Consider the following 22,363-nt stretch of genomic DNA (forward strand, 5'->3'; position numbering starts at 1 on the left):
CACCCTCTGTACCCCGCACCGGCCGACCCGACGATGTCCCGGCGCCCGCGCAGCCCCGCCCTCGCACCGAACCAGCCGATAACGTTCCGACACCCGCGCTACCCCGCCGCCGCACCGATCCGGCCGATCACGTCCCGACACCGTCGCAACCCCGGTCTCGCAAGGGCCCGCTCGAATACATCCGGACCCGGCTACCGCGGCATTGGCCACCGGTAGCGACCACACTCGCCGTCGGTGCCGGAACCGCGGTGTCCCTGGCACCCGGCCTGCTGCCCCGGACCGCCGCCACGCAGGCCGTACTCACCGCGGTGACCGTGGTCATGGCGCTGGGTGTCGCGCGGCTCATCCGTCTCGCGATCCGGTACACCGCGGGGCGCGCATCGGTCGCCACACCGCGAACCCGGCGGCTGGTGTTCGCGGCCACCGCGGCCGGCGTTCTCGGCACGGTGGTGCACGCCGCACGCTGGCAGCACATACTGCGGTCGGCGATGGATATGGCGCCGACCGGCCCGGGCCACTGGGTGGGGTGGGCGGTCGGCGCGACCCTGCTCACCGTCGCGACGGTGGTGGTGATCCGCGGGTGCGGCCGGTTGCTCCGGCGGATCGGCTGGTCGCGGGCGCTGGTGATGACGATGGTCGCGGGTCTGCCGACGGCCCTGTTCGCGGTCCCCGCGGCGGTGAGCTGGGGCGACCGGACCTATGCCGCCGCGAGCGCCACCGCCGACCCGGGCCTGGTCCGGCCGGTGGCGGTGACCCGGTCCGGGAGCGCCGCGTCGATGGTGAACTGGTCGACGCTGGGGCGCGAGGGGCAGCGGTTCGTCACCGCCGGGCCGCCGGGCGCGGTCCGGGTCTATATCGGGCTCCGCTCGGCGCCGGACCTGGCCGCGCGCGCCGCGCTGGCGGTCCGGGAAGTGGATCGGGCCGGTGGCTTCGACCGCTCCGATCTGGTGATCGCCGTGCCCACCGGGTCGGGCTGGGTGGACGCGCGGGCGCAGCAGGGTTTCGATACCCGATTCGGCGGCGATGTGGCGGTGGTCGCGCTGCAGTACTCGTACGCGCCGAGCTGGGTCACCTTCGTCCTCGGCCGGGACGCGGCGACGGCCTCGGCGCGGGCGCTGGTCACCGCCGTCGAACAGCACATCGCCACGATGCCGGACCCGCCCCGGCTGCACCTGTACGGACAGAGCCTGGGCGCGCTCGGCGGCAGCGCGGTGTTCGCGGGCGCCGCCGAGCAGAACCGCCGGGTGTGTTCGGCGTTGTGGGCCGGGATGCCCGGCGGCGGTGGGCCCGCGCCCGGTGCGCGCACCGCGGTACTGGCCAATACGTCCGATCCGGTCGTGCACTGGTCACTCGACCTGCTGTGGCGGCCGCCGGACCTCACCGCCGCCCGCCGGGACGCACCCACCCCGCCCTGGCTCCCCGTGGCCGGTTTCCTGCAGACCACCGCGGACCTGCTGGGCGCCCTCGGCGCGCCACCGGGACACGGCCACCGGTACGACACCGATCAGGGGACCGCGCTGCCCGGTTGCGGCCCGGCGTGAGGTGCTCCGCCGCCGCGGCAGCGGGTTTGCCGGCCGGATGCGGGGTGCCGCCGCGGCGGTGGTGGCTATCGGGAGCGGGACCTGCCGTGCGAGCCCACAGTTCCGTAACGCTTAAGGTGTCCCACCATGGCTTCACCCCGTAACGATCGCCCGCGCCGGCCCCGGCGCCGGTTCCGGCGGATCTCGCTGCCGGCGTTCACCGGTGCCGCGCTGTTCGGTCTGGTGATCACCGCCGTGCCGGCGCCGACCTCCGAGGCCGTCGGTATCGACGGTTCGGTCACGGCGCCGGCCGGGCCGGCGGTGGTGGGCCTGACCTCGGGTGACACGGTGGTGGATACCGTGGCGGCCATCCCGCGGGATTTCGCGGACCGGCTCGGCTACCGGCCCGTCGTCCGGCAGGGCGTGCTCGTGGCTCCCGACGGCGATTGTTCGTCGCCGGTCGAGCTGCCACCGGAATTCGATACCGCCTGTATGGCCCACGATCTCGGCTACGACCTGCTGCGATACGCCGATCGCACCGGCGCCCCGCTGGGGCCGTGGGCCCGGCAGGCCCTGGACCGGACAATGAGCATCCGGCTGCACCAGGCCTGCGAAACGCATACCGAACCGGTGGTGCGCACCCGCTGCGAGACCTTCGCCGGGATCGCGGCCACCGCGGTGGAGTTGAATTCGCGCCGGCAGCACTACGGGGTCCCGGTGGCGGAGACCTTGAGCCAGGTGGCGGCCCAGGCCGCCACGGACCATCCGACCCGGCCCTGGCTGCTGCGCGCGGTCGCGCTCGGCCTGGCGACGATGGCCGCCCTGGTCTTCGGGATCCGCCGCTTGCACCGGCGGATCCGGCGTGCGGCGCCCGGTGTCCGCATCCCGGTCGGGGCCGTGCGGCCCGGCCGCGCCACCGGCCTGCCGCGGCCCGCGTTCACCCGTCTTCTGCTGCCGTGTGCCCGATGGTTGCCCGGCTTCGCGCCCCGGCCCGCGGCCGTCCCAGCCGACCCCGCGTCTCCGGCCGGGACGCACCTGTTGCCGGCCGCCACGCCGCCACTCGCCCGGACCGGCTGACCACGGTTGACCCGCCTTGAAACACGTTCTAATTTGAGGACGTGCTTGTTGTGGACGACGTGGTCGAGGTGGACGCTCCCGCCGAGGTGGTGTGGTCGGTGCTCACCGATTTCGATCGGTACGGCGACTGGAATCCGTTCATCAGCCGCTGCCGGGCGGATCTGACAGTGGGTGCGCCGATCGATATGAGGGTCGAGCAGCTCGCGCCCCGGCCGATCCGGATGCGCGAATGGATCCGCAGCGTCACCGCGGGCCGGGAATTCAGCTATTCCATGAAACCGATCCCGCTCGGCGCGCTGCGCAGCAAACGCTCGCACACGCTGACCCCGCTGGCCGGTGACCGCACCCGCTACGAATCCCATTTCGAACTCGACGGCTGGCTCGCCCCGCTGGTCGGCCTGCTGTTCGGGCGCGGATTCAAGAAGGGGTTCCCGGGGATGACCACCGCGGTCGAACGGGAAGCCGAACGTCTGCACGCCCGCTGACCCGCCCCTGTATCGCCGCCTCGGGCGGCGTGGACCGTCCCATCGGCGTCTCCGGAGCGAGCCCCGGGCACACCGATGGCGGTGGCCCGTTCGGACCACCGCCATCGGTGAGTTCTCGCCGCTCCCGGCGGATCGGTGTGGTCAGGCGATATCGCCGCGGGCCGCCTCATAGGCCGCGCCCACCCGGTACAACCGATCGTCGGCCAGCGCCGGCGCCATGATCTGCAGACCCACCGGCATCCCGTCGTCGCCGCTCAGCCCGGACGGAACCGACATGGCCGGATGCCCGGCCAGGTTGGTGGGCAGGGTGCACAGATCGGACAGGTACATGGCCAGCGGATCGTCGACCTTCTCGCCCAGCTTCCACGGCGTGAACGGACTGGTCGGGGAGACCAGCACGTCCACCTGCTCGTAGGCCTTGTCGAAATCACGCGCGATCAGCGTGCGGACCTTGAGCGCCTGGCCGTAGTAGGCGTCGTAGTAGCCCGCCGAGAGCGCATAGGTGCCGATCATGATCCGTCGTTTGACCTCCGGACCGAATCCGGCGGCACGGGTCGCGGCCATGACCTGCTCGGCGCTGTGGTGACCGTCGTCGGCGACCCGCAGGCCGTAGCGCATGGCATCGAAACGGGCCAGGTTGGAGGAGACCTCGCTGGGCATGACCAGGTAGTAGGACGCCAGGGCGTACTCGAAATGCGGGCAGGACACCTCGACCACTTCGGCGCCCAGATCCTTCAGCACGCCGACCGCGGCGTCGAAGGAGGCGAGCACCCCGTGCTGGTAGCTGTCGGAGTGCAGTTCCTTCACCACACCGATCTTCACCCCGCGCAGATCGCCCGACGCGCCCTTCCGGGCGGCGTCGACCACGGCCGGGACCGCGACGTCACGGGAGGTGGAATCGCGCGGATCGTGTCCGGCGATCACCTCGTGCAGCAGGGCGGTGTCCAGCACCGTCCGGCCGCACGGACCGCCCTGGTCGAGCGAGGACGCGCAGGCGACGAGTCCGTACCGGGACACGGTGCCGTAGGTGGGCTTGGTGCCGACGGTGGCGGTGACCGCGGCCGGCTGCCGGATCGAGCCGCCGGTATCGGTGCCGATGGCCAGCGGCGCCTGATAGGAGGCCAGCGCCGCCGCCGAACCGCCGCCGGAGCCGCCGGGGATGCGGGTGGTGTCCCACGGGTTACGGGTCGGCCCGTAGGCGGAGTTCTCGGTGGAGGAGCCCATCGCGAACTCGTCCATATTGGTCTTGCCCAGAATCGGGATCCCGGCGGCCCGCAGCCGGGTGGTCAGCGTGGCGTCGTAGGGCGCGACCCAGTTCTCGAGGATCTTCGACGCGCAGGTGGTGGGCATATCGGTCGTGGTGAACACGTCCTTGAGCGCCAGCGGCACCCCCGCCAGCGGCGAGGCGGGCACCGCACCGGCGGACAGGGCGGCGTCCACCTCGGCCGCGGCGGCGAGCGACCGCTCTTCCGCGACGTGCAGGAAGGCGTGGTACTCCCCGTCGACCTCGGCGATCCGGTCCAGATGGGCCCGGGTCACCTCCACCGAGGAGACTTCGCCACCGTGGATGCGGCTCGCGAGGTCGGCCGCGCCGAGCCGGGTCAGTTCACTCGCGCTCATTCGGCCTCCCCCAGAATCTGCGGAACCAGGAACCGCTGTTCCTCGGCGGCGGGTGCGCCGGACAGCGCCTGATCCGGAGTGAGACCGGGGCGGACCTCGTCGGGGCGGGTCACGTTCGTCACCGGATCCGGCGACGCGGTGGCCGGGACATCGGCGGCGGCGACCTCGGAGATGGTCCGCACATGGCTGAGGATCGAATCCAGCTGCCCGGCGAACTGGTCGAGTTCGTCCTCGGACAGGGCGAGCCTGGACAGCCGGGCGAGGTGTGCGACCTCGTCGCGGGAGATGGCGGTCACCGCGAACCCCTTTCGGCGATAGTTTGGACTGCGGATCACAAGCATCGAACAGCCTAATGGTGTGGCCGGACCGGGTTGTCCGGCAGGCCGCACGGGCCGCGGCCACCGGTCCGCGCGAGGGTTCGCCGGCGCCGGCCCGCAGCCGCGCCGAAATCCGAAAGTTACGCATTTCACACCATTCGCTACCTGTGACCCCCGTTCCGGGCGCACAATTCGACTCGATAACCCTTGGCAATGGGTGTAAGGATGGGCAGACCGGGTATTCGTTGTAAGCCTCGGCCGCAGAAGGAAAGGGAAACGCACGTGTCTTATCTGCTCCGCGTGCAACTTCCGGATCGTCCGGGAAGCCTCGGGTCGCTAGCCGTAGCACTGGGTACGGTCGGCGCCGATATCCTTTCCCTGGACGTGGTGGAGCGTGGTGCCGGCTACGCGGTCGACGATCTCGTGGTCGAGATCGCCCCCAACGCCCTGCCCGACACTCTCATCACCGCTGCGGAATCGCTCGGCGATGTCCGCGTCGATTCCATCCGTCCCTACTCCGGCGTGCTCGACACCCATCGCGAGCTCGAACTGATCGACAATGTGGCCAACGCCCGCGACGATCGGCTCCAGGTGCTGGTCGACGGGGTCCCGCGGGTGCTGCGGGTCGGTTGGAGCACCGTCCTGGACATGGGGACGCACGGCGCCTACCGCGTGGTGGGCAGTCAGAGCGCGCCGCAGACCCAGGCGGCGTCGGTGCCGTGGATGCCGCTGCAGAAACCGACCGCGCTCGACGGCAACGCCGACTGGGTCCCCGAGATCTGGCGCGATATGGACACCAAACTGGCCGCCGCGCCGCTCGGACCCTCCAGCAAGGCACTCCTGCTCGGCCGTCCCGGCGGGCCCGATTTCCGGCCCTCGGAGATCGCGCGGCTGGGCTATCTCGCCGGAATCGTCGCCACCGTCCTGGGCTGAGTTCCGCCGGCGGTGAACTACCGGTCGGCGCCCGGCTCGACGATGCGCCACCGATCCGGCCTGCCCGGCGGGTAGGCGACGGTGAGCGTGTCCCCGACCGACGGCCAATAGGCGGCATCCCACACCATGCGCCCGTAGACCACCTTCCCCGGCTCGGACGGCCCGGACAGGTTCCCGGTAACGGTGACGAACTGCTCGCCCATCGCCTCGGGGCGCGGACTCACCCCCGTCAGATACAGGGAACCGATCTCCGCGTCCGCGGGCATACGCCCACCCCGCCGCCCGCGGAATACCAGCACGAGCATTCCCACCAGTGCGGCCACCATGATCGCCAGCATCGCCAGTTCGAACACCCCACCATGCTAGGCCCCGCGGCGTCGTGCCGGCCGCCGACGCCCGGGGCGTCGCGATTCGGTGGCGGACACCACTACCGGGGGAGGTCACCGTGGCGGCGCCCGGGCATGCGACGACATATCCGGCCGAATGACGCTGCGACGGCGAAAATCCGGCCGCCCGGCCCGCTGACCATCACTTTTGTGAGACGCACGCGCCCGCGCATGAGTCGTGCGGGACGGGGTATTTCAGATCCACCGGACATGGAAGGAAGCGATCGTCATGCCGGAATCAACGATTCGAGCAGGTGCAATGGGTAGCCGAGTAGTAAGCCTCGTAGTACTGGTCTGGTTCGTGGCGGGAATTGTCGCCGCGTGGCAACGGGGCTATTTCAACGATCCACCGGAGCAGTGCTCCCACTTCGCGACGCTGGCGGTGACCGTGGTGGCCGGTCCACTCAACTACGTCGGCCTCAACCCGAAGATGGGCTGCAACCTGCCGGAACCCAGCCGGTAGAACCGGATCCCGGTCGCCGTGCCGCGGCGACCGGGATTCAGGACACCGTGAGAGTACTGGCACCGCCCGCGGCACGCCGGACGGTCCAGGCACTGGTGCGGGTCCGCGCCGAGCGGCCGTTTCCCCGGTCCACCAGTGCCCGGTCACCGGTGGTGTACACCAGTTGCGCACCGCGCGTATTGGTTTCCGGATTCTGGAACAGCTGCACCAGCCGGTCGGTCTCCTCCACCGTCAGCCGCGCGCCGATATCGTCGACCACGAGCACTTTTCCCGCGTCGAGCGAGTCGAGCAGTATCGGTAGCAACCGCAGCAGGGCGCGGGTCGCCGAGGATTCCTCGGCCAGGGTGAACACCGGCTCCACATCGGTGTGCACGAGCCGCAGTCCGACACCGTGCCGCCCGACCATCCGGGAGTAGAGCGCATCGCGCGCATTGCGCATATTGGTCAGTTCGCGGGCCAGCTGGGTGGCGTTCAAACCGCTGTCCTGTTCCAGCTGCCCGGCATAGGCCGCCGAACCGGCCGCGCGATCGATCTGTGCCCCGAGTAGGGCGATATCGGCGTCGAGATCGCGCAGGTAGTCGGCGTAGCCGGAGTCGTTCTGGGCGATCAGCAGATCGGTGATACCGAGGTCCGCGGATTGCAGCAGGGTCAGCAGCCGGGCGGCGTTCTCGGTGGATCGTGACAGATGCGAACCCAGCCGCAGCTCGATCGAGGCGATATCGGCGGAACCGGCCGACACCTCGAGCATGGTCTCGAACCACCGGTAGGCCGGGACCAGCGCCTCGGCGTACATCTGCCCGGCCAGGCTCAGCAGCAGGGCGTTCGGGCGTACCAGCGGCACCAGGGCGGTGATCCCGAACCGCGCCGGCTCGAACATCGGCCCGACCCGGATCGCCTCACCCTCGCGTTCGAAAACGATCCGCTTGCGTGACCGCGGATGGCTGTAGAGCCATTCGGCGGCGACATCGGCGGCGTCCAACCGGAAACCGTAGGTGTAGGGCACGCCCTCGGCCACGAAAACGGCCTCGAAATCGCTCGGCTGCCCGGGCAGCGCGAGATGGGGAGCCCGGACCGGACCGGCGTAGGGGTCCCAGCCGCTCACCGAGTGCAGCACCGCGTCCCGCATGTGACCCAGGGCGTCGACCAGATTGGATTTACCGGCGGCCGGGCCCCCATGGACGGCGGTCACCGGCACCGCGACCGGCGCGGCCGCGCCGCGGGTCAACCGCAATTCCTGTAGATCCGCCAGCGATTTGTGGTTGGACACCCGAAAACTGCGCAACATCCCGCCATCCTGCCGTGTCCGGACCCGGTCCCGCGGGATCGGTACCGGGTCGTGTCCCGGACCGCGCCGCCGCTACTCCGCCGATTCGGCCTCCGCCGCCGCACCGGACCCGACCGCGTCCGGGCCGGATTCGAGCAGAACGCGGAAACCGTCCTCATCCAGGATCGGCACCCCGAGTTCCTCGGCCTTCGCGGCCTTGGACCCGGGCGATTCCCCGATGACGACGAAGGCCGTCTTCTTCGATACCGACCCCGCGGCCTTACCCCCGCGCAGCAGGATCGCCTCCTTGGCGCCGTCGCGGGAGAAGCCCTCCAGCGAGCCGGTCACCACAATGGACAGCCCCTCGAGTGTGCGGGGGATGGATTCGTCGCGTTCGTCCGCCATCCGCACCCCCGCGGCCCGCCATTTGTCCACGATGGCGCGATGCCAGTCGACGGCGAACCATTCCGCGACGGCGGTGGCGATGGTCGGCCCGACGCCCTCGGCGGCCGCCAGCTCCTCCAGCGATGCCTGTTCGATTCGTTCCAGACTGCCGAACTCGGCCGCGAGCGCCCGCGCGGCGGTCGGCCCGACATGCCGGATGGACAGCGCGACCAGGACCCGCCACAGCGGGCGGTCCTTCGCCGCGGCCAGATTGCTCAGCAACCGGTTGCCGTTCGCCGAGAGGCTGCCGTTCTTGTTGACGAACAGCGCGACGTTGCGCAGACGGTCGGCGTCGAGATCGAACAGGTCCCCCTCGTCGGTGATCGCGCCGGAATTCAGCAGCGCGATCGCCGCCTCGTAGCCCAGTGCCTCGATATCGAAGGCGCCGCGACCGGCCACATGGAACACCCGCTCCCGCAGCTGCGCGGGACAGCTCCGCTGGTTGGGGCAGCGGATATCGGCGTCGCCCTTTTTCTCGTAGGCGAGTTCGGTGCCGCATTCGGGGCAGTGGGTGGGCATCACGAAGGCCCGCTCGTCGCCGGTGCGGGCGTCCACCACCGGACCCAGCACCTCCGGGATCACGTCCCCGGCCTTCCGGATGGTGACCGTATCCCCGATCAGCACCCCCTTGCGCACGACCTCGGCCGCATTGTGCAGGGTCGCCATGGCGACCGTGGAACCGGCGATCACGACGGGTTCCATCATGGCGAACGGGGTGACCCGGCCGGTCCGGCCGACGTTCACCGCGATATCGCGCAGCGTGGTGGTGGCCTCCTCGGGCGGGTACTTGTAGGCGATCGCCCAGCGTGGGGCCCGCGAGGTGGCGCCGAGCCGCCGCTGCAGCGACAGTTCGTCGACCTTCACCACCAGGCCGTCGATCTCGTGCTCGATATCGTGGCGGTGCTCGGCCCAGTAGGAGATCCGTTCGAGTACCGCGTCCACCCCCTGCACCAGGCGGGTGTGCGCGGAGACCGGCAGACCCCAGGCCGCCAGCGCGCGGTAGGCCTCGTGCTGGGACCGCGGCGTGAAACCCTCGGTGCGCCCGAGCCCGTGGCAGATCATCCGCAGCCGCCGTCGCGCGGTGACCGAGGGATCCTTCTGCCGCAGCGAACCGGCCGCGGTGTTGCGCGGGTTGGCGTACGGCGGTTTGCCCTCGGCCACGATCGCCGCATTGAGGGTTTCGAAATCCGCCAGCCGGAAGTACACCTCACCGCGCACTTCGAGCAGGTCCGGAATCGGGAACTCGGTATCGGCGTTCAGTTCGCGCGGGATGTCCTCGATGGTGCGGGCATTGAGGGTGACGTCCTCGCCCGTGCGCCCGTCGCCCCGGGTCGCGCCGCGCTCCAGTTTCCCGTTGCGGTACACCAGGTTCAACGCCACCCCGTCGATCTTCACCTCACACAGATAGTGCAGGCCCGGGCCGGTCTCCTCCTCGACGCGGGCCGCCCAGGCCCGCATATCCGCTTCGGAGAACACATTGTCCAGCGACAGCATCCGCTCGAGATGGTCGACCGGGGTGAAATCGGTAGCGAAACCCCCACCCACCAGCTGCGTCGGCGAATCGGGCGTGCGCAGGTCGGGATGGCGTTCCTCCAGCGCCAGCAGCTGCTGGAACAGCGTGTCGAATTCACCGTCGGAGATGATCGGCGCGTCCCGCACGTAGTAGCGGAACTGATGCTCGCGCACCGTATCGGCGAGCTCCTGCCAGCGCACCCGCTCTGCGCCGGCGGCCGGGGCGGGAGCGGCCGCTCCGCGGACATCGTCCTGTTCGATGGGGCCAACGGTGTCACTCACATCTCGCAGGGTAGTCCAGCCCACCGACACCCCCGAGCACTGTTACCGCACGTCGCCGGGCATTCCCGGCACACCGAGGCCCGCTACGGCCGGCAAGCCTGTGACAGCAGCGGACCGCCGGTCGGCAGCTACCCGATAGTGCCTTCGCTTCCCGATCGCCCGGTCGGCAGCTACCCGATAGTGCCTTCGCTTCCCGATCGCCCGCGCACGGGGAACCGGTCGCGGTTTCACCGCCCGCGCACCGGTAGTAAGTCGCGGTTTCGTCGCTCGGTTCGCCGCGGCAGGCCCGGCCCGGGTGGCGGGATACCTGCCGCGATATGGCAGCGGCCGCGAACGGAGTCGTCGGCATCACCCGGCGACGCGCGCGCGACGCCCGATCGGCATCACCCGGCGACGAGAGACTCCGGGTCCCGCGTGAAGGCCTCCGCGGTATCGACGGCCAGGCGCAGCGCGTCCCGGGCCCAGCTCACCGGCGCCGCGGCCAGACCGCAGGCGGGACTCACCGTCACCCGACGCGCCAGGTCGGCGCGCGGGAAACCGAGCCGATCGACCAGTCGAGCGCCCGGTTCGGCGATCTCGCGCCAGGTCGCCGCGGCGGCAGGGCGGGTAGTGGGTACGAGCCCGAGAACCAGCTGTTTGCCCCCGTCCAGCGCCTCACCCAGCGCGTCCAGACCGGCGGTGCCCGATACCGCGGCCAGATCGAACCCCAGCGCGGCCGCGGAAGTCTGCCCCAGGAAGGCCAGTGGCGGCGGGCTCGCGCAACTGTGTACCACCGTGGGCACACCCTGGGACGCCAGCACCGTTTCCAGGAGCGCCAGCGCTTCCGGCTCCGGTACGGCCGCCACCGTGTTCAGCACACTCGCCCCACGCAGGGAGCCGGTCAGCACGGCGCCCAGCGACGGTTCGTCCAGCTGTAGCACCACCTCGGCCTCGAGCCGCGACCCGACCTCGGCGATATGCGCGGCCAGACCCTCGGCCAGCGATTCGGCCAGATCGCGTACCGCGCCCCGATCGGTCAGTACCCGGTGCCCACCGGCCAGCTCCACCTGCGCGGCGAGGGTCAGCGGCCCGGCGGCCTGCACCTTCACCGGGCGGCCGGATCCACGCAGCCCGGCGTTCTCCCAGGCTTCCTGGAGTGCGTCCAGATCGGTGCGCAGCAGATCGCTCGCACGCCGCGAAACCGCACCCGGCCGGGCGGCCAGGCGGTAGCCGCGCGGGGTGGTGTCGAATCGCATGTCCACGAGCAGCGCCGAAGCCCGCCCGACCATATCGGCGCCCACGCCGCGGGCCGGTAGTTCCACCAGATGCGGCAGACCGGTCAGCTCGCCGACGATCACCGCCGCGGCTTCCCGGGGATCGGTGCCCGGCCACGATCCCACCCCCGTCGCGATCCCGGCCGGGAGACCGGAGAGGTTCATCGTGGTACGCCCGCCGGCGCGGTACGCGCGGTCGCGGTGATGGTGCCGCTGCCGAGCACCGCGTCGCCCGCGCTGTCGGGCCGGTACAACACCACGGCCTGCCCCCGCGCGACCCCGCTGAGCGGTTCGCGCAGCCGCACCGCGAGACCGTCGCCGACCGCCTCGGCCGTCGCGGGCGCGGTGCCGCCGTGCGCGCGGACCTGCACCACGCAGTCGAACGGTTCGGTGGGCGCCGCGCCGCCGGTCCAGACGGCCCGGTCGGCCTCGATGGACCACACCAGCAGATCATCGGCCGAGCCGACGTGCACGGTGCCCGAATCGGGGTCGATATCGGTGACGTAGCGCGGTGTGCCGTCGGGGCCCGGCCCGGGCAGGCCCAAACCCTTGCGCTGGCCGATGGTGAATCCGTGCACACCCTCGTGCCGGCCCAGCTCCGCGCCGCCCGAGTCGACGATGGCGCCGGGGCGGATCCCGATCTTCGCGCCCAGGAACGCCCGGGTGTCCCCGGACGGGATGAAGCAGATGTCGTGGCTGTCCGGCTTGTTCGCGACCGCGAGGCCCCGTTCGGCCGCCTCGGCCCGGATCTGCGGCTTGGGCGTATCCCCCACCGGGAACATGGCCCGCGACAGCTGCTCGGCGGTCAGCACCGCAAGAACATAGGACTGGTCCTTGTCCGCGTCCACCGCCCGGCGCAGCACACCGTCGGCGAGCCGGGCGTAGTGGCCGGTGACCACCGCGTCGAAGCCGAGCGCCATGGCCCGATCGGCGAGCGCCGAGAATTTGATCTTCTCGTTGCAGCGCAGGCAGGGGTTGGGTGTCTCCCCCGCCGCGTAGGACGCGACGAAATCGTCGATCACGTCTTCTTTGAAACGGTCCGCGAAATCCCAGACGTAGAAGGGGATGCCGAGCACATCGGCGGCCCGGCGGGCGTCGCCCGCGTCCTCCTTCGAACAGCAGCCGCGCGATCCGGTGCGCAACGTACCGGGCGCACTCGACAGCGCCAGATGCACGCCGACCACCTCGTGCCCGGCGTCGACGGCCCGTGCCGCCGCCACCGCGGAATCGACTCCACCACTCATCGCGGCGAGCACTCGCATACGCTACGCACCTCCTCTCGCACCGGCCAGACCCGCGGCCCTGGCTCGTTCCACCACCTGCGGCAGTACTTCCAGTACTGCCTCTATATCGGAGCGCTGCGAGGTGTGTCCAAGGGAAAACCGCAGCGACCCCCGCGCGTCACGGGCCGCGACACCCATCGCGACCAGGACATGACTCGGCGAGGCCACCCCGGCCGTGCACGCCGAACCGGTCGAACATTCGATTCCCGCGGCATCCAGCAGCATCAGCAGCGAATCACCCTCGCAGCCGGGGAAGGTGAAGTGCGCGTTACCGGGCAGCCGGCGGTCGTCGTGGGGTCCGTTGAGTATCGCGTCCGGGACGGCCTGCCGCACGCCCGCGATCAGGTCGTCGCGCAGGCCGGACAGTTCGGCGGACCGGGCCGGCATCTCGGCCACGGTCTGCCGCAGGGCCGCGGCCAGCCCGGCCACCGCCGCGACATCCGAGGTCCCCGAGCGCAGGTCCCGTTCGTGGCCGCCGCCGTGCAGCAGCGGCACACAACCCACCTGGCGGCCGAGCAGGAGGACGCCGACCCCGTGCGGCCCGCCCAGCTTGTGCCCGGCGAAACTCGCGGCGGCGAGCCCGGCGGCGCCGAAATCGATCGGCAGCTGCGCGGCGGCCTGGACCGCGTCGCTGTGCATCGGCACTCCGGCGTCCCGCGCGATCTCGGCCAGCTCCCGGATCGGCTGGATCGCCCCGACCTCGTTGTTGGCCCACATCACGGTGACCAGCGCGATCTCGCCGGGATGCGCGGCCAGTTCGGCCCGCAGCGTCTCCGGGGAGACAATTCCCTCGGCGTCCACCGGCAACCAGGTGACCCGGGCGCCCTCATGCCGTTCCAGCCATTCCACGGCGTCGAGCACCGCGTGGTGCTCGACGGCGGCGGCCAGGATCCGGTGACAGCGCGGGTCCGCGTCCCGCCGGGCCCAATAGATCCCCTTGACCGCGAGGTTGTCGCTCTCGGTTCCGCCGGAACAGAGGATGACCTCGGAGGGCCGGGCGCCGAGGTCCGCGGCGATCGATTCGCGCGACTCCTCCAGCCGGCGCCGGGCCGCCCGGCCCGAGCCGTGCAGCGAGGACGCGTTCCCGACCTGCGCGAAGGCAGCCGTCATCGCCTCGATCGCGGCGGGCAGCATCGGTGTGGTCGCCGCATGATCGAGGTAGACCGTCGTGGGCACACCGCTGACAGCACCCGGGAAAACCGACTTCATGACCGACAAAGCCTATCCCACCGTTGACCTGCACATCCGTGGGGTCTACCCCCGCTTTCTACGATTTTTCTACGATTTGCACGCGATTCACAACCACGCAGGCACCACCGACATTCCCGGATTCCAAGCGTCCGCAACGGATATGCCGCGCTGGTCGTACAGCCAGGCGGCTTTGCTAGTATCCGTCTATGCGTTCAGTAAACCGTCCAAGCGTTCAGGATGATCGCAGCTTCATCGAGCGTGCGCGGCGTGCCCAGATCATCGAGTGCGCGATCGAGACGATCGCGTCCGTCGGGTTCTCACGGGCCTCGCTGGCAGAGATCGGGCAGCAGGCCAGGATCAGCAAGAGCGGGGTCGCGTACCACTTCGCCAGTAAGGACGAACTACTCACGCACGTCGTCATCGACGTCTTCACCCGCGCCGGTGAGGCCATCGCCTCTCGGGTGGCAGGCGAGACGACCGCGGCCGGTTCGTTGCGCGCCTATCTCCAGGCCAACTTGGGGTTCATCAAGGCGCACCCGACCCACATCGTCGCGCTGCTCATCATCTTGGCCAATCTGCGAGGCGACGACGGCGGCCCGCGCTTCGCCCCGCAGGACAGCGAGCCGGTGATCGACCATCTGGAGCAGATCCTGCGCGACGGCCAAGAGTCCGGGGAGTTCCGGGACTTCGCCCCGCGTCCCATGGCGCTGGCAATCCGCGCGGCCGTGGACGCCGCCGCCGGTCACCTGGTCGCGGACACCGACTTCGACATCGATTCCTACACCGGCGAGTTGGTCACCCTCTTCGGACTCGCCACCGCCCGGGAAGCGAAATGACCCCCTCGCCGGAACGCGATCCACGTCGTGAACTGATCTCGCTCGGGCTGGACGCCGCCCTGCCCCTCGCCCTGTTCTACGGCTTGCGGATGGCCGGAATCGACCAGTGGCTCGCACTGGTCATCAGCGGCGCGGTCCCGATTCTGCGGATCGGCCACACCCTCGCCCGGCGACGACGGGTCAACCGTGTCACCCTGTTCACGCTCAGCATGCTGCTCTGCGGCACCGCGGTGGGTCTGCTCACCAGCGACCCCCGGCTGCTGCTGGCCCGAGAGAGCTACATCACCGCCCTGATCGGGTTGTGGATGCTCGGCTCGCTGCTGGGCCGCCACCCCTTCATCCTGACCACGATGCTGGCCATGCTGCCCCCGTCCAGCGCGCAGTCCTGGCGTGACAACTGGGAGAAGGAACCCGCGTTCCGCAGAGTCATGCGGATCATGACGGCCGCCTGGGGCTGCGCCTTCGTGATCGACGCCGTCTCGCGCGTCGTCATGGCCTACACGCTGCCCGTCGACTCCGTCCCGCTGCTCAGCGCCCTGCTGCTCGTGGTCATGCTGGTCATCGTCGTCCAGTGGAGCAAGAGCTATGGCAGGCGGCTCCAGCGGCGGCACGCCGGACACCGGCCTTCGCCGAACTGATACGACTCGAGCGACGCGAAACAGCTCCTTGTCGATTCGGCCGAGGGCGGCCCAGGACGCTCGGCTCGGCGGCCACGTCCACACCGGCCTCGGCGTAGAGGTGGGCCCAGTGCAGGTAGCCCTCGAGTTGCCGGCCCCGCGGGACGGGAAGGGTGCCAAGTCGTTATTGGACAAACTGACTGGACGACATGTTTTTGAACAGTCGGCGAGATTCGGCGACCTGGGCGTTTCGGCGCCGGAGTCCGTCGCGGCTCGACCGTTCGAGAAACGATCTCCGAACACCGGCGGGGCGCCGGGACTGCACCACGGGATTTCCATAAACTATGAATATAAAAGTGTTATGCTTCGAGCGTGAGTCGTCAAGACACCGCTCCTGGCGCGTCCGCCGCCATCGGGGCAGCCCTCTACGGCCTGGCCACCAGGGCCGCGAGACGCCTGCCCCGGGATATGAGCCTGACGTCCGCCGCCACCCTGGCCACCCTGGACCGGACCGGCCCGCGGCGCATCACCGATCTGGCCGCGGTCGAGGGCGTCACCCAGCCCGCGATGACCGCCCTGGTCCGGGTGATGGAGGAGTCCGGCCTGGTCGAGCGGCGGGGCGACGCGTCCGACAAGCGGGTCACGCTGGTATGCCTGACCGAGGCCGGCGCCTCCTATGTCCGGACGCGGCGCCAGGCGGGCGTCCACGCGTTCGAGCGGTTGATCGGCGAGCTCACCGGCGACGAGGTCGAGGCGCTGGTGGCGGCCCTTCCGGCGCTGAAGCATCTGGCAGAGCTCGAAAGCCAGGACCGCGAAGGGCCTAAGCAGTGACCGGGCAGCCGGTCGGCGGGGTTGCGGTGAAGGACCCGGTGGCGCGTTCCGAGGCGCGGCTGCTGGTCCCCGCTCTGATGTTCATCGCTCTGGTCGTGGCGGCGGTCGCCGGCCTCGGGGCGCCGCTCATCACCAGCGTGGCGACCTCGTTCCACGTCTCGCTCGGCAGCGCGCAGTGGACGCTGACCGTCGCGCTGCTCAGCGGCGCGGTCGCCACGCCGGTCCTGGGACGGCTCGGAGCCGGCCCACATCGGCGGGCCACGATCCTCGCCACGCTGGCGATCGTCGTCGCCGGCAGCGCGCTCACCGTGCTGCCGCTGCCGTTCGCGTGGCTGCTGGCCGGCAGGGCGGCCCAGGGCGTCGGGCTCGGGCTGACGGCGCTGATGATGGGCGTGGCCCGGGACCATCTCCCCGAGGAGCGCAGCGCCGCCGTGATCGCCCTGATCTCGGTGGTCTCGATCATCGGGGCCGGCGTCGGCTACCCGCTGGCCGCACTGCTCGCCGAGCTCGGCGGGGTACGGGCCGCCTACGGCCTCGGCCTGGTCGTCACCGCCGCCGCCCTCCTGACCGCGTGGCGCTCCATGCCCGAAGCCCCCGAGGGCCGCTCCGCCCACGTGGACGTGGCTGGCGCGGTCGTCCTGGCCGCTGCGCTGGTCCTGGCGCTGTTCCTCGCCGGCGAACGGAATCTGTGGAGCCGGCACCTCGCCGTGGCGGCGGGCCTCGCCGGCGTCGCGGTGGTGCTGCTCTGCGTCTGGGCCGTCATCGAGCTGCGCAGCACGACGCCCCTGGTCGATGTGCGGGCGGTGCGGCACCCGGCGGTGGCCGGGGCGAACCTCGCCATGTTCGTCGGCGGGATCGGCATGTACCTCCTGCTCACGCTCATCACCCGGTACGCGCAGACGCCGCACGGCGCCGGCTACGGCTTCGGGCTGACGACCTTCGTCGCCGGGCTGGTCCTCATCCCGTTCTCGGTGCTGGGGTTCGTCGCCGGCAAGCTCACGCCGCGGGTCCGGACGCGGATCGCCGACCCCCTGCTCCTGGCCGGCAGCGCCGTCGTGGTCGGCGGCGGGTTCGCCCTGTTCGCGGCAGCCCGGTCGGACCTGGCCGAACTGTTCGCGGCGATGGGCGTGCTCGGCTTCGGCGTCGGCGGCTTCTCGGCCGCGATGCCCGGCGTCATCCTGTCCGTCACCCCCAAAAGCGAGACGTCGAGCGCCATGAGCTTCAACTACGTCGTCCGCAGCGTCGGGTACTCCCTGGGCAGCGCCATCGGCGGCCTGATCCTCGCCGCGGGCACCGGCCCCGGCCACCTCTTCCCCGACAACAGCGCCTACACCACCGCGGCGCTGGTCGGCATGGGCGCCATGGCGATCGCGACGCTGACAAGCCTCGCTCTCACCCGCCGACGCTCGTCCGAGACCAACCCGTAAGTCAGATGCACTCATCCCAACACTGGAGGTTCCATGCCCAAGGGCTACTGGGTCAGCGCCTACCGCACCATTTCAGACCCTGAGAAGCTGGCTGCTTACAACAAGCTGGCCGCTCCGGCCGTCAAGGCCGGGGGCGGTCGGGTCCTCGCCCGTGACGGTCGGGTCGTGGCGCATGACGCCGGAATCGCCGAGCGCACCGTCCTGATCGAGTTCGACAGCTTCGAGCAGGCCGTCGCGGCGCACGAGAGTGCGGCCTACCGGGAGGCGCTGGTCGTCCTCTCCGACGGCGTCGAGCGCGACTTCCGCATCGTCGAAGGCATCGACTGACCGAGATCCAGTCGATCACCTTGTGGCACGCGTAGATCGCCGCATGCCGGATGTACCCCGGGCCACCCTCGGCAGGGGCGCCGGTGCCGGTAGCCGCTTCTGATATCCGCCCTGCCTTGGGTTGACTGTTCGTGTTGTCAGGGTCAGCCGGGCACTTTGCGGCTGAGGTGTTCGTAGGCACGATACTGAGCCGCGCGGTCCTGAAGGTCCTGCTGGACAACATCGAAGGACCCGGAGCCGACGATGAGGCGCCGTGGCGGGTCCGGCAGGTCCACCAGCTCCATTATCACGGGAGCGGCGGTGGCCGGGGCGGGACCCGCCTCGTCGCCCCACATCTCGATCAGTTCGTCGCGCAGCTTCTGATAGTGCGGATCGGGTGTCGTCGCAGTGGTGCCGGTGGTGAACAGGCCGGTGTCGTAGCCGCCCATCTGGACGATGGTGAGCTTGACGCCGAACTGCTCGGCCTCCATCGCCACGGCCTCGCTCACCGAGTCCAGCGCCGATTTGCCGGCCGCGTACATGCCGACCATGGGGAACCCGCCGCCGGTGCCCATCGTGGTGACCTGCAGGATGCGTCCACCACCCTGGGCGCGCAGGTGCGGCAACACGGCCTGGGTCACCCACACCGCGCCGAACAGGTTGACGTCGAAGTGGGCTCTGATCTGCTCTTCGCCGGCCTCTTCCACCATCCCCAGCAGCATGGCGCCGGCGTTGTTGATCACGATGTCGAGCCTTCCGAAGGCAGCGACCGCCCGCTCGGTGGCCGCGAACACGGCTGCGCGGTCGGTGACATCTAGCGGTAGTCGTACCAGGTCGTCGGGATACTGCGCGGCGAGGTCGGCGAGGGGTTCGACGTTGCGCGCGGCCCCGATCACCCGATCGCCGGCCTGGAGTGCCGCTTCCGTGAATGCCCGGCCCAGTCCTCGTGACGCGCCTGTGATGAGCCATACCCGGGTCATGGGCTCCACCTCCTCATTCTCGATCGATCGTGACGAGACAAGACGATACGTCTCGCCATCGGTTTTGGCAAGACGGACCGACTCGTCTTGCTTAGCGGTTATGATCCGAGCATGGTCAAGCAGCCCGATCCCGCCCGTCGCAGTGAGCGCTCCCGGCAGGCCATCCTCGCCGCGGCCCGGGAGCTGGTCTCCGAGTTGGGGTATCCGAAGCTGTCCGTCGAGGCCATCGCAGCCCGGGCCGGCGTGGGCAAACAGACCATCTACCGCTGGTGGCCCTCCAAAGGCGCGGTGGTCCTGGACGCCTTCCTGGCGCTCAGTGAAGAGGGCCCGGACCAGAGCATGGCACTGCCCGACACCGGAGACCTGAAAGCCGACCTCGAGACCGTGATGCGGGCGACGGTGGCCGAATTCGCCGACCCCGCGTTCGAGGGACCGATCCGCGCGCTCAACACCGAGATCATCAACGACCCCGCCCTGGCCGCCCAGTACCACGCCAAGCTGTCCGGCCCTTTGGACGAGGCCAAGAAGGACCGGCTCCGTAGCGCGCAACGGGCCGGGCAACTCGACGCCCACGCCGACCTCGACCTGGCGCTCGAATTGCTCTACGCGCCCCTCTATCAGCGCTGGCTGCTCCGGTCCGGACCGCTGACCATCGAATACGCCGACACTCTCGTCGAGGTTTTCCTCAAAGCCATGCGACCGGACGCTGCCGGGTGATTCCGCGGAGGTACCGGGCACCGGCAATGCTGTAGGGCCGGAGCGCAATCGCCCCGGCCCCACAGCCGGCGGTGTCGAATTATCAGACCGCGACAGCGGTCCACTGCTCGGCCGGGGTGCTCGCCGATTCGGTCGGCCGGCCCTACTGGTGGTGCTGGAATCGTTGATCCCGGCCGAACGACTCGCCTTCGTCCTGCACGACATGTTCGCCCTGCCATATGAGCGGATCGGGCCCATCGTCGACCGCACTCCACAGACCACCCAAAAGCTCCGGCGCCCAGTCCACGGGGCGAGGCCGGGCCCGGATCCGAACCTGGCCGGTCCACGCCGCGTCGTCGATGCGTTCCTCACCGCCGCACGCGGCGGGGACTTCGACGAACTCTTGCGCCTCCTCGACCCCGATGGCAGGGGAAGCGGATGCGATACCGTCGTGCGTATGACCAGGTCGACCCGCCCCGCTGGACGCCAGCGTCCCAGTGGGGCCTTCGGGCCTATCCGTGACGAGGCGCGGAATGCGCGCATTATCGAAGCGGTCTTGGACCTGATCGTCGAGAGCGGGTACGCCGATCTCACCATGGGTGCGGTGGCCGCGCGCGCGGAGGTGGCCAAGGCCACCGTCTACCGTCGCTGGGCCTCGCGCGAAGACCTGGTCGCCGACGCCCTGGAAAGCATCATGATCCCCGCTGCCCCGGCCGGAGCCACGGCCGCCGCGACGCTACGCGAGGACCTCATCACCACGCTGACCCACAGTTCCGCGTGCTTGCGACCCCGGGAGCGTCGCTTCTCGGCTGTGCTGGCCGCGGCCACCGCCTCACACCCGCAGATCGCCGACACCTTGCGGGAGCGGTACATCACCGTGCAGCGTGAGGGAATCGCCTCCTGTCTGCACCGCGCTCGAGAGCGCGGCGAAATCACCGCGGAGCGGGTCGAGCGGCTGCTGGCGCCGGGCAGGCTGGAGATCGCCGCGGCCGTCGGGGTGCTGGTCCTGCAGGAGGACCTGCTCGGTGCCGTTCTCGACGTCGAGGGGATAGCCCGCCTGGTGGACCAGGTACTGCTGCCCCTCGTCGGTGGCACCCCCAACGGCTGAGGCTCTTCCGGCCGGCTTCTCGATTCCGCGTCCCGCCTGCACGGCCGGCTACCGGCCGGCCTCCGCTCAAGCACACCCATCAACTAGATACACTCGAGACTCGATACTATACAGTCTCTAGTTGAGGGTGCCCGTAAGCCGATCAATCGAGGCCAACCGAAAGCAGGACGTGCTGTGACATCGAACGACAAGGCGAAGGTGCTGGTAACGGGGGCGACAGGGATGCAGGGCGGCGCCGCTATCAAGGCGCTCCTGCGCGCGGGACATCCCGTGACCGCGTTCGTGCGCGACCCCTCCTCGGCCCCCGCCCAGCCGCTCGCCGCCCAGGGCGCCGCCATCGCGACCGGAAACCTGGAAGACCCCGCATCCCTCGAGGCCGCCGCCACCGGACACCACGCGGTCTTCTCCGTACAACTCGCGGGCGTCGACCCGGCCGATCCCGGCGCCGAGCAGCGCCAGGCCCGCAATATCGCCACCGCGGCCAAACGCGCGGGCGTCGCTCAGATCATCCACACCTCCGTCTCGGCAACCGGGTGGCGCAAACAACATCCGGACATCGAGATCACCGACCCTGTGATGAAGGCGTACTGGGACGAGAAGGAAGCCGCGGAGGACGTGGTCCGGCAGGCGGGCTTCGACCATTGGACCATCCTCAAGCCCGCCTTCTACATGGACAACTACCTCCTGCCGTCGAAGCTGGCTTTTCAGTTTCCCGAACTGCCTCAGGGCAAGCTGGTCACCTCGGCGAGCCCGGAGGCCGTGTTGGTGCTGATCAACGCGGACGACTTCGGAGCAGCGGTCGCCGCCGCCGTGGCCGATCCCGACACGTTTCACGAAGCCGAAATCGAACTCGCCGGCGACGCGCTGACACACACCGAAATCGCCGACACCCTCACCAAAGCCACCGGTCGCGAAATCACAGCCGTCTTCATCTCCCCGGAGGAGCAGGCGAAGCGCGTCGGTGCACCGTCGGCGTGGGGTGATACGTGGACCGACCGCGTCGGCTACCCCGCACGCCCGCACCACGCCGCCCGCTACGGCCTGACCACGTCAACCCTCGAACAGTGGGCAGCGCGACAGGACTGGCGAACCCTGGCCGACTGAACTCGGGCAGCCCGCCGACTTCACAAGCGGTGCTCATGACCCGGCGCGCCGTCGCCGAGCCCGCGATGCTCACCGAGCCTTCCTCGCGCTGCACTACCGGCTCCCCCCGTTAACCGGAGAAGGTCGGTGAACACCTGGTTGCCCGGTATCGCGCGGAGAGGCTCGGTACCGGGGTGGTGATGCCGGCACCGGTAACAAGCTGGTGGACTGCATCTTCGGCCGGTGATCACGATCTGTCAGTTGGCCGGCTGCCTCCTCGGCTACCGAATCGCGGTCGCGTGGTGGCCCGATACCGGCCACCGCCTCGACACCCCGGCCGTCCGTCCCGGGCGCCTTATCCAGCCGGGGCCAGGGCCTGGGCCAGGAGGCCGGGGGGGGCGACAGGACGGGGATCGGCTACGCAACAGAGACTTCGTGCGGATGTTCCA

Annotated in this window: 23 protein-coding genes and 1 pseudogene; 15 read left to right on the forward strand and 9 right to left on the reverse strand. The window is 70.2% G+C overall.

What is annotated here, in order from left to right:
• The first annotated feature begins 248 nt into the window (after window positions 1-248).
• The 3 genes from AB0H42_RS08030 to AB0H42_RS08040 all read left to right on the forward strand — a co-directional run bounded on the left by AB0H42_RS08030 (window position 249) and on the right by AB0H42_RS08040 (window position 3,082).
• Window positions 249-1,541, forward strand: a complete 1,293-nt coding sequence (locus AB0H42_RS08030) for an alpha/beta-hydrolase family protein (RefSeq protein ID WP_357051540.1) — start codon at window positions 249-251, stop codon at window positions 1,539-1,541.
• 126 nt (window positions 1,542-1,667) lie between these two features.
• Window positions 1,668-2,597: a hypothetical protein gene (locus AB0H42_RS08035; protein WP_357051543.1), complete on the forward strand. Its 930-nt coding sequence runs from the start codon at window positions 1,668-1,670 to the stop codon at window positions 2,595-2,597.
• Between the two features lie 41 nt (window positions 2,598-2,638).
• Window positions 2,639-3,082 (forward strand): SRPBCC domain-containing protein, encoded by a 444-nt coding sequence (locus tag AB0H42_RS08040; protein WP_357051546.1) that lies wholly within the window; start codon window positions 2,639-2,641, stop codon window positions 3,080-3,082.
• A gap of 141 nt (window positions 3,083-3,223) precedes the next feature.
• On the opposite strand, the gene gatA is transcribed toward AB0H42_RS08040, so the two are convergent.
• Both gatA and gatC read right to left on the reverse strand, forming a co-directional pair.
• The gene (gene gatA / locus AB0H42_RS08045; protein WP_357051549.1) at window positions 3,224-4,702 is read right to left on the reverse strand and encodes an Asp-tRNA(Asn)/Glu-tRNA(Gln) amidotransferase subunit GatA; all 1,479 of its coding nucleotides are present in this window, start codon (window positions 4,700-4,702) and stop codon (window positions 3,224-3,226) included.
• Window positions 4,699-4,998, reverse strand: coding sequence for an Asp-tRNA(Asn)/Glu-tRNA(Gln) amidotransferase subunit GatC (gene gatC, locus AB0H42_RS08050; RefSeq protein WP_030521919.1), 300 nt, complete (start codon window positions 4,996-4,998; stop codon window positions 4,699-4,701). The genes gatA and gatC overlap by 4 nt, the downstream gene beginning before the upstream one ends.
• Before the next feature lie 303 nt (window positions 4,999-5,301).
• On the opposite strand from gatC, the gene AB0H42_RS08055 reads away from it, so the two are divergent.
• The gene (locus AB0H42_RS08055; protein WP_039825984.1) at window positions 5,302-5,952 is read left to right on the forward strand and encodes an amino acid-binding protein; all 651 of its coding nucleotides are present in this window, start codon (window positions 5,302-5,304) and stop codon (window positions 5,950-5,952) included.
• 17 nt (window positions 5,953-5,969) lie between these two features.
• Here the strand turns inward: AB0H42_RS08055 and AB0H42_RS08060 are convergent, their stop codons facing one another.
• Window positions 5,970-6,257 (reverse strand): hypothetical protein, encoded by a 288-nt coding sequence (locus AB0H42_RS08060; RefSeq protein ID WP_357051689.1) that lies wholly within the window; start codon window positions 6,255-6,257, stop codon window positions 5,970-5,972.
• 340 nt (window positions 6,258-6,597) lie between these two features.
• Here AB0H42_RS08060 and AB0H42_RS08065 point away from each other — a divergent pair, with 340 nt between their 5' ends.
• Window positions 6,598-6,801 (forward strand): hypothetical protein, encoded by a 204-nt coding sequence (locus tag AB0H42_RS08065; RefSeq protein WP_357051552.1) that lies wholly within the window; start codon window positions 6,598-6,600, stop codon window positions 6,799-6,801.
• A gap of 37 nt (window positions 6,802-6,838) precedes the next feature.
• Here the strand turns inward: AB0H42_RS08065 and AB0H42_RS08070 are convergent, their stop codons facing one another.
• The 5 genes from AB0H42_RS08070 to AB0H42_RS08090 all read right to left on the reverse strand — a co-directional run bounded on the left by AB0H42_RS08070 (window position 6,839) and on the right by AB0H42_RS08090 (window position 14,048).
• Entirely contained in the window at window positions 6,839-8,086 is a 1,248-nt protein-coding gene (locus AB0H42_RS08070; RefSeq protein WP_357051555.1) for an AAA family ATPase, read from the reverse strand.
• 72 nt (window positions 8,087-8,158) lie between these two features.
• Window positions 8,159-10,303 carry an NAD-dependent DNA ligase LigA gene (gene ligA, locus AB0H42_RS08075; protein ID WP_357051558.1) on the reverse strand — a complete coding sequence of 715 codons (2,145 nt, stop codon included), beginning with the start codon at window positions 10,301-10,303 and terminating at the stop codon, window positions 8,159-8,161.
• A gap of 383 nt (window positions 10,304-10,686) precedes the next feature.
• Window positions 10,687-11,721 carry a methionine synthase gene (locus AB0H42_RS08080; RefSeq protein ID WP_357051561.1) on the reverse strand — a complete coding sequence of 345 codons (1,035 nt, stop codon included), beginning with the start codon at window positions 11,719-11,721 and terminating at the stop codon, window positions 10,687-10,689.
• The gene (mnmA, locus tag AB0H42_RS08085) at window positions 11,718-12,818 is read right to left on the reverse strand and encodes a tRNA 2-thiouridine(34) synthase MnmA (RefSeq protein ID WP_357051564.1); all 1,101 of its coding nucleotides are present in this window, start codon (window positions 12,816-12,818) and stop codon (window positions 11,718-11,720) included. The genes AB0H42_RS08080 and mnmA overlap by 4 nt, the downstream gene beginning before the upstream one ends.
• A gap of 3 nt (window positions 12,819-12,821) precedes the next feature.
• Window positions 12,822-14,048, reverse strand: a complete 1,227-nt coding sequence (locus AB0H42_RS08090; protein ID WP_357051567.1) for a cysteine desulfurase family protein — start codon at window positions 14,046-14,048, stop codon at window positions 12,822-12,824.
• On the opposite strand from AB0H42_RS08090, the gene AB0H42_RS08095 reads away from it, so the two are divergent.
• The 6 genes from AB0H42_RS08095 to AB0H42_RS08120 all read left to right on the forward strand — a co-directional run bounded on the left by AB0H42_RS08095 (window position 14,008) and on the right by AB0H42_RS08120 (window position 18,068).
• On the forward strand, window positions 14,008-14,271 hold the full coding sequence (locus AB0H42_RS08095) for a hypothetical protein (RefSeq protein WP_357051701.1): 264 nt from the start codon (window positions 14,008-14,010) through the stop codon (window positions 14,269-14,271). The genes AB0H42_RS08090 and AB0H42_RS08095 overlap by 41 nt on opposite strands.
• Window positions 14,237-14,866 carry a TetR/AcrR family transcriptional regulator gene (locus tag AB0H42_RS08100; protein WP_357051570.1) on the forward strand — a complete coding sequence of 210 codons (630 nt, stop codon included), beginning with the start codon at window positions 14,237-14,239 and terminating at the stop codon, window positions 14,864-14,866. Before AB0H42_RS08095 ends, AB0H42_RS08100 begins: the two co-directional genes overlap by 35 nt.
• Window positions 14,863-15,504 carry a VC0807 family protein gene (locus AB0H42_RS08105; RefSeq protein ID WP_357051573.1) on the forward strand — a complete coding sequence of 214 codons (642 nt, stop codon included), beginning with the start codon at window positions 14,863-14,865 and terminating at the stop codon, window positions 15,502-15,504. Before AB0H42_RS08100 ends, AB0H42_RS08105 begins: the two co-directional genes overlap by 4 nt.
• A gap of 351 nt (window positions 15,505-15,855) precedes the next feature.
• The gene (locus AB0H42_RS08110) at window positions 15,856-16,314 is read left to right on the forward strand and encodes a MarR family transcriptional regulator (RefSeq protein WP_229894102.1); all 459 of its coding nucleotides are present in this window, start codon (window positions 15,856-15,858) and stop codon (window positions 16,312-16,314) included.
• The gene (locus tag AB0H42_RS08115; protein WP_357051576.1) at window positions 16,311-17,741 is read left to right on the forward strand and encodes an MFS transporter; all 1,431 of its coding nucleotides are present in this window, start codon (window positions 16,311-16,313) and stop codon (window positions 17,739-17,741) included. Before AB0H42_RS08110 ends, AB0H42_RS08115 begins: the two co-directional genes overlap by 4 nt.
• Before the next feature lie 33 nt (window positions 17,742-17,774).
• A complete protein-coding gene (locus AB0H42_RS08120; RefSeq protein WP_357051579.1) occupies window positions 17,775-18,068 on the forward strand; it encodes a DUF1330 domain-containing protein in 294 nt (97 codons plus the stop codon).
• 143 nt (window positions 18,069-18,211) lie between these two features.
• Here AB0H42_RS08120 and AB0H42_RS08125 read toward each other — a convergent pair whose 3' ends face one another.
• The gene (locus AB0H42_RS08125) at window positions 18,212-19,027 is read right to left on the reverse strand and encodes an SDR family NAD(P)-dependent oxidoreductase (protein ID WP_357051582.1); all 816 of its coding nucleotides are present in this window, start codon (window positions 19,025-19,027) and stop codon (window positions 18,212-18,214) included.
• Window positions 19,028-19,138: 111 nt separating this feature from the next.
• Here AB0H42_RS08125 and AB0H42_RS08130 point away from each other — a divergent pair, with 111 nt between their 5' ends.
• The 4 genes and pseudogenes from AB0H42_RS08130 to AB0H42_RS08145 all read left to right on the forward strand — a co-directional run bounded on the left by AB0H42_RS08130 (window position 19,139) and on the right by AB0H42_RS08145 (window position 21,935).
• Entirely contained in the window at window positions 19,139-19,744 is a 606-nt protein-coding gene (locus tag AB0H42_RS08130) for a TetR/AcrR family transcriptional regulator (RefSeq protein ID WP_357051585.1), read from the forward strand.
• Between the two features lie 116 nt (window positions 19,745-19,860).
• A pseudogene (locus tag AB0H42_RS08135) lies at window positions 19,861-20,147 on the forward strand (RNA polymerase subunit sigma-70); the annotation flags it as partial.
• A 33-nt stretch (window positions 20,148-20,180) separates the two neighbouring features.
• Window positions 20,181-20,831, forward strand: coding sequence for a TetR/AcrR family transcriptional regulator (locus AB0H42_RS08140; protein WP_357051692.1), 651 nt, complete (start codon window positions 20,181-20,183; stop codon window positions 20,829-20,831).
• A 174-nt stretch (window positions 20,832-21,005) separates the two neighbouring features.
• Entirely contained in the window at window positions 21,006-21,935 is a 930-nt protein-coding gene (locus AB0H42_RS08145) for an NmrA family NAD(P)-binding protein (protein ID WP_357051588.1), read from the forward strand.
• Window positions 21,936-22,363: the final 428 nt, after the last annotated feature.

It is taken from the genome of Nocardia sp. NPDC050799, assembly GCF_040654015.1.
Taxonomy (GTDB): domain Bacteria; phylum Actinomycetota; class Actinomycetes; order Mycobacteriales; family Mycobacteriaceae; genus Nocardia.

What these genes read in the sequence shown, in the direction of transcription:
- AB0H42_RS08035 (WP_357051543.1), top strand. Translation starts at nt 1,668, where the DNA reads ATGGCTTCACCCCGTAACGATCGCCCGCGCCGGCCCCGGCGCCGGTTC.
- gatA (WP_357051549.1), bottom strand. Translation starts at nt 4,702, where the DNA reads ATGAGCGCGAGTGAACTGACCCGGCTCGGCGCGGCCGACCTCGCGAGC.
- AB0H42_RS08060 (WP_357051689.1), bottom strand. Translation starts at nt 6,257, where the DNA reads ATGCTCGTGCTGGTATTCCGCGGGCGGCGGGGTGGGCGTATGCCCGCG.
- AB0H42_RS08065 (WP_357051552.1), top strand. Translation starts at nt 6,598, where the DNA reads ATGGGTAGCCGAGTAGTAAGCCTCGTAGTACTGGTCTGGTTCGTGGCG.
- AB0H42_RS08070 (WP_357051555.1), bottom strand. Translation starts at nt 8,086, where the DNA reads ATGTTGCGCAGTTTTCGGGTGTCCAACCACAAATCGCTGGCGGATCTA.
- AB0H42_RS08080 (WP_357051561.1), bottom strand. Translation starts at nt 11,721, where the DNA reads ATGAACCTCTCCGGTCTCCCGGCCGGGATCGCGACGGGGGTGGGATCG.
- mnmA (WP_357051564.1), bottom strand. Translation starts at nt 12,818, where the DNA reads ATGCGAGTGCTCGCCGCGATGAGTGGTGGAGTCGATTCCGCGGTGGCG.
- AB0H42_RS08090 (WP_357051567.1), bottom strand. Translation starts at nt 14,048, where the DNA reads ATGAAGTCGGTTTTCCCGGGTGCTGTCAGCGGTGTGCCCACGACGGTC.
- AB0H42_RS08100 (WP_357051570.1), top strand. Translation starts at nt 14,237, where the DNA reads ATGCGTTCAGTAAACCGTCCAAGCGTTCAGGATGATCGCAGCTTCATC.
- AB0H42_RS08105 (WP_357051573.1), top strand. Translation starts at nt 14,863, where the DNA reads ATGACCCCCTCGCCGGAACGCGATCCACGTCGTGAACTGATCTCGCTC.
- AB0H42_RS08120 (WP_357051579.1), top strand. Translation starts at nt 17,775, where the DNA reads ATGCCCAAGGGCTACTGGGTCAGCGCCTACCGCACCATTTCAGACCCT.
- AB0H42_RS08125 (WP_357051582.1), bottom strand. Translation starts at nt 19,027, where the DNA reads ATGACCCGGGTATGGCTCATCACAGGCGCGTCACGAGGACTGGGCCGG.
- AB0H42_RS08130 (WP_357051585.1), top strand. Translation starts at nt 19,139, where the DNA reads ATGGTCAAGCAGCCCGATCCCGCCCGTCGCAGTGAGCGCTCCCGGCAG.
- AB0H42_RS08140 (WP_357051692.1), top strand. Translation starts at nt 20,181, where the DNA reads ATGACCAGGTCGACCCGCCCCGCTGGACGCCAGCGTCCCAGTGGGGCC.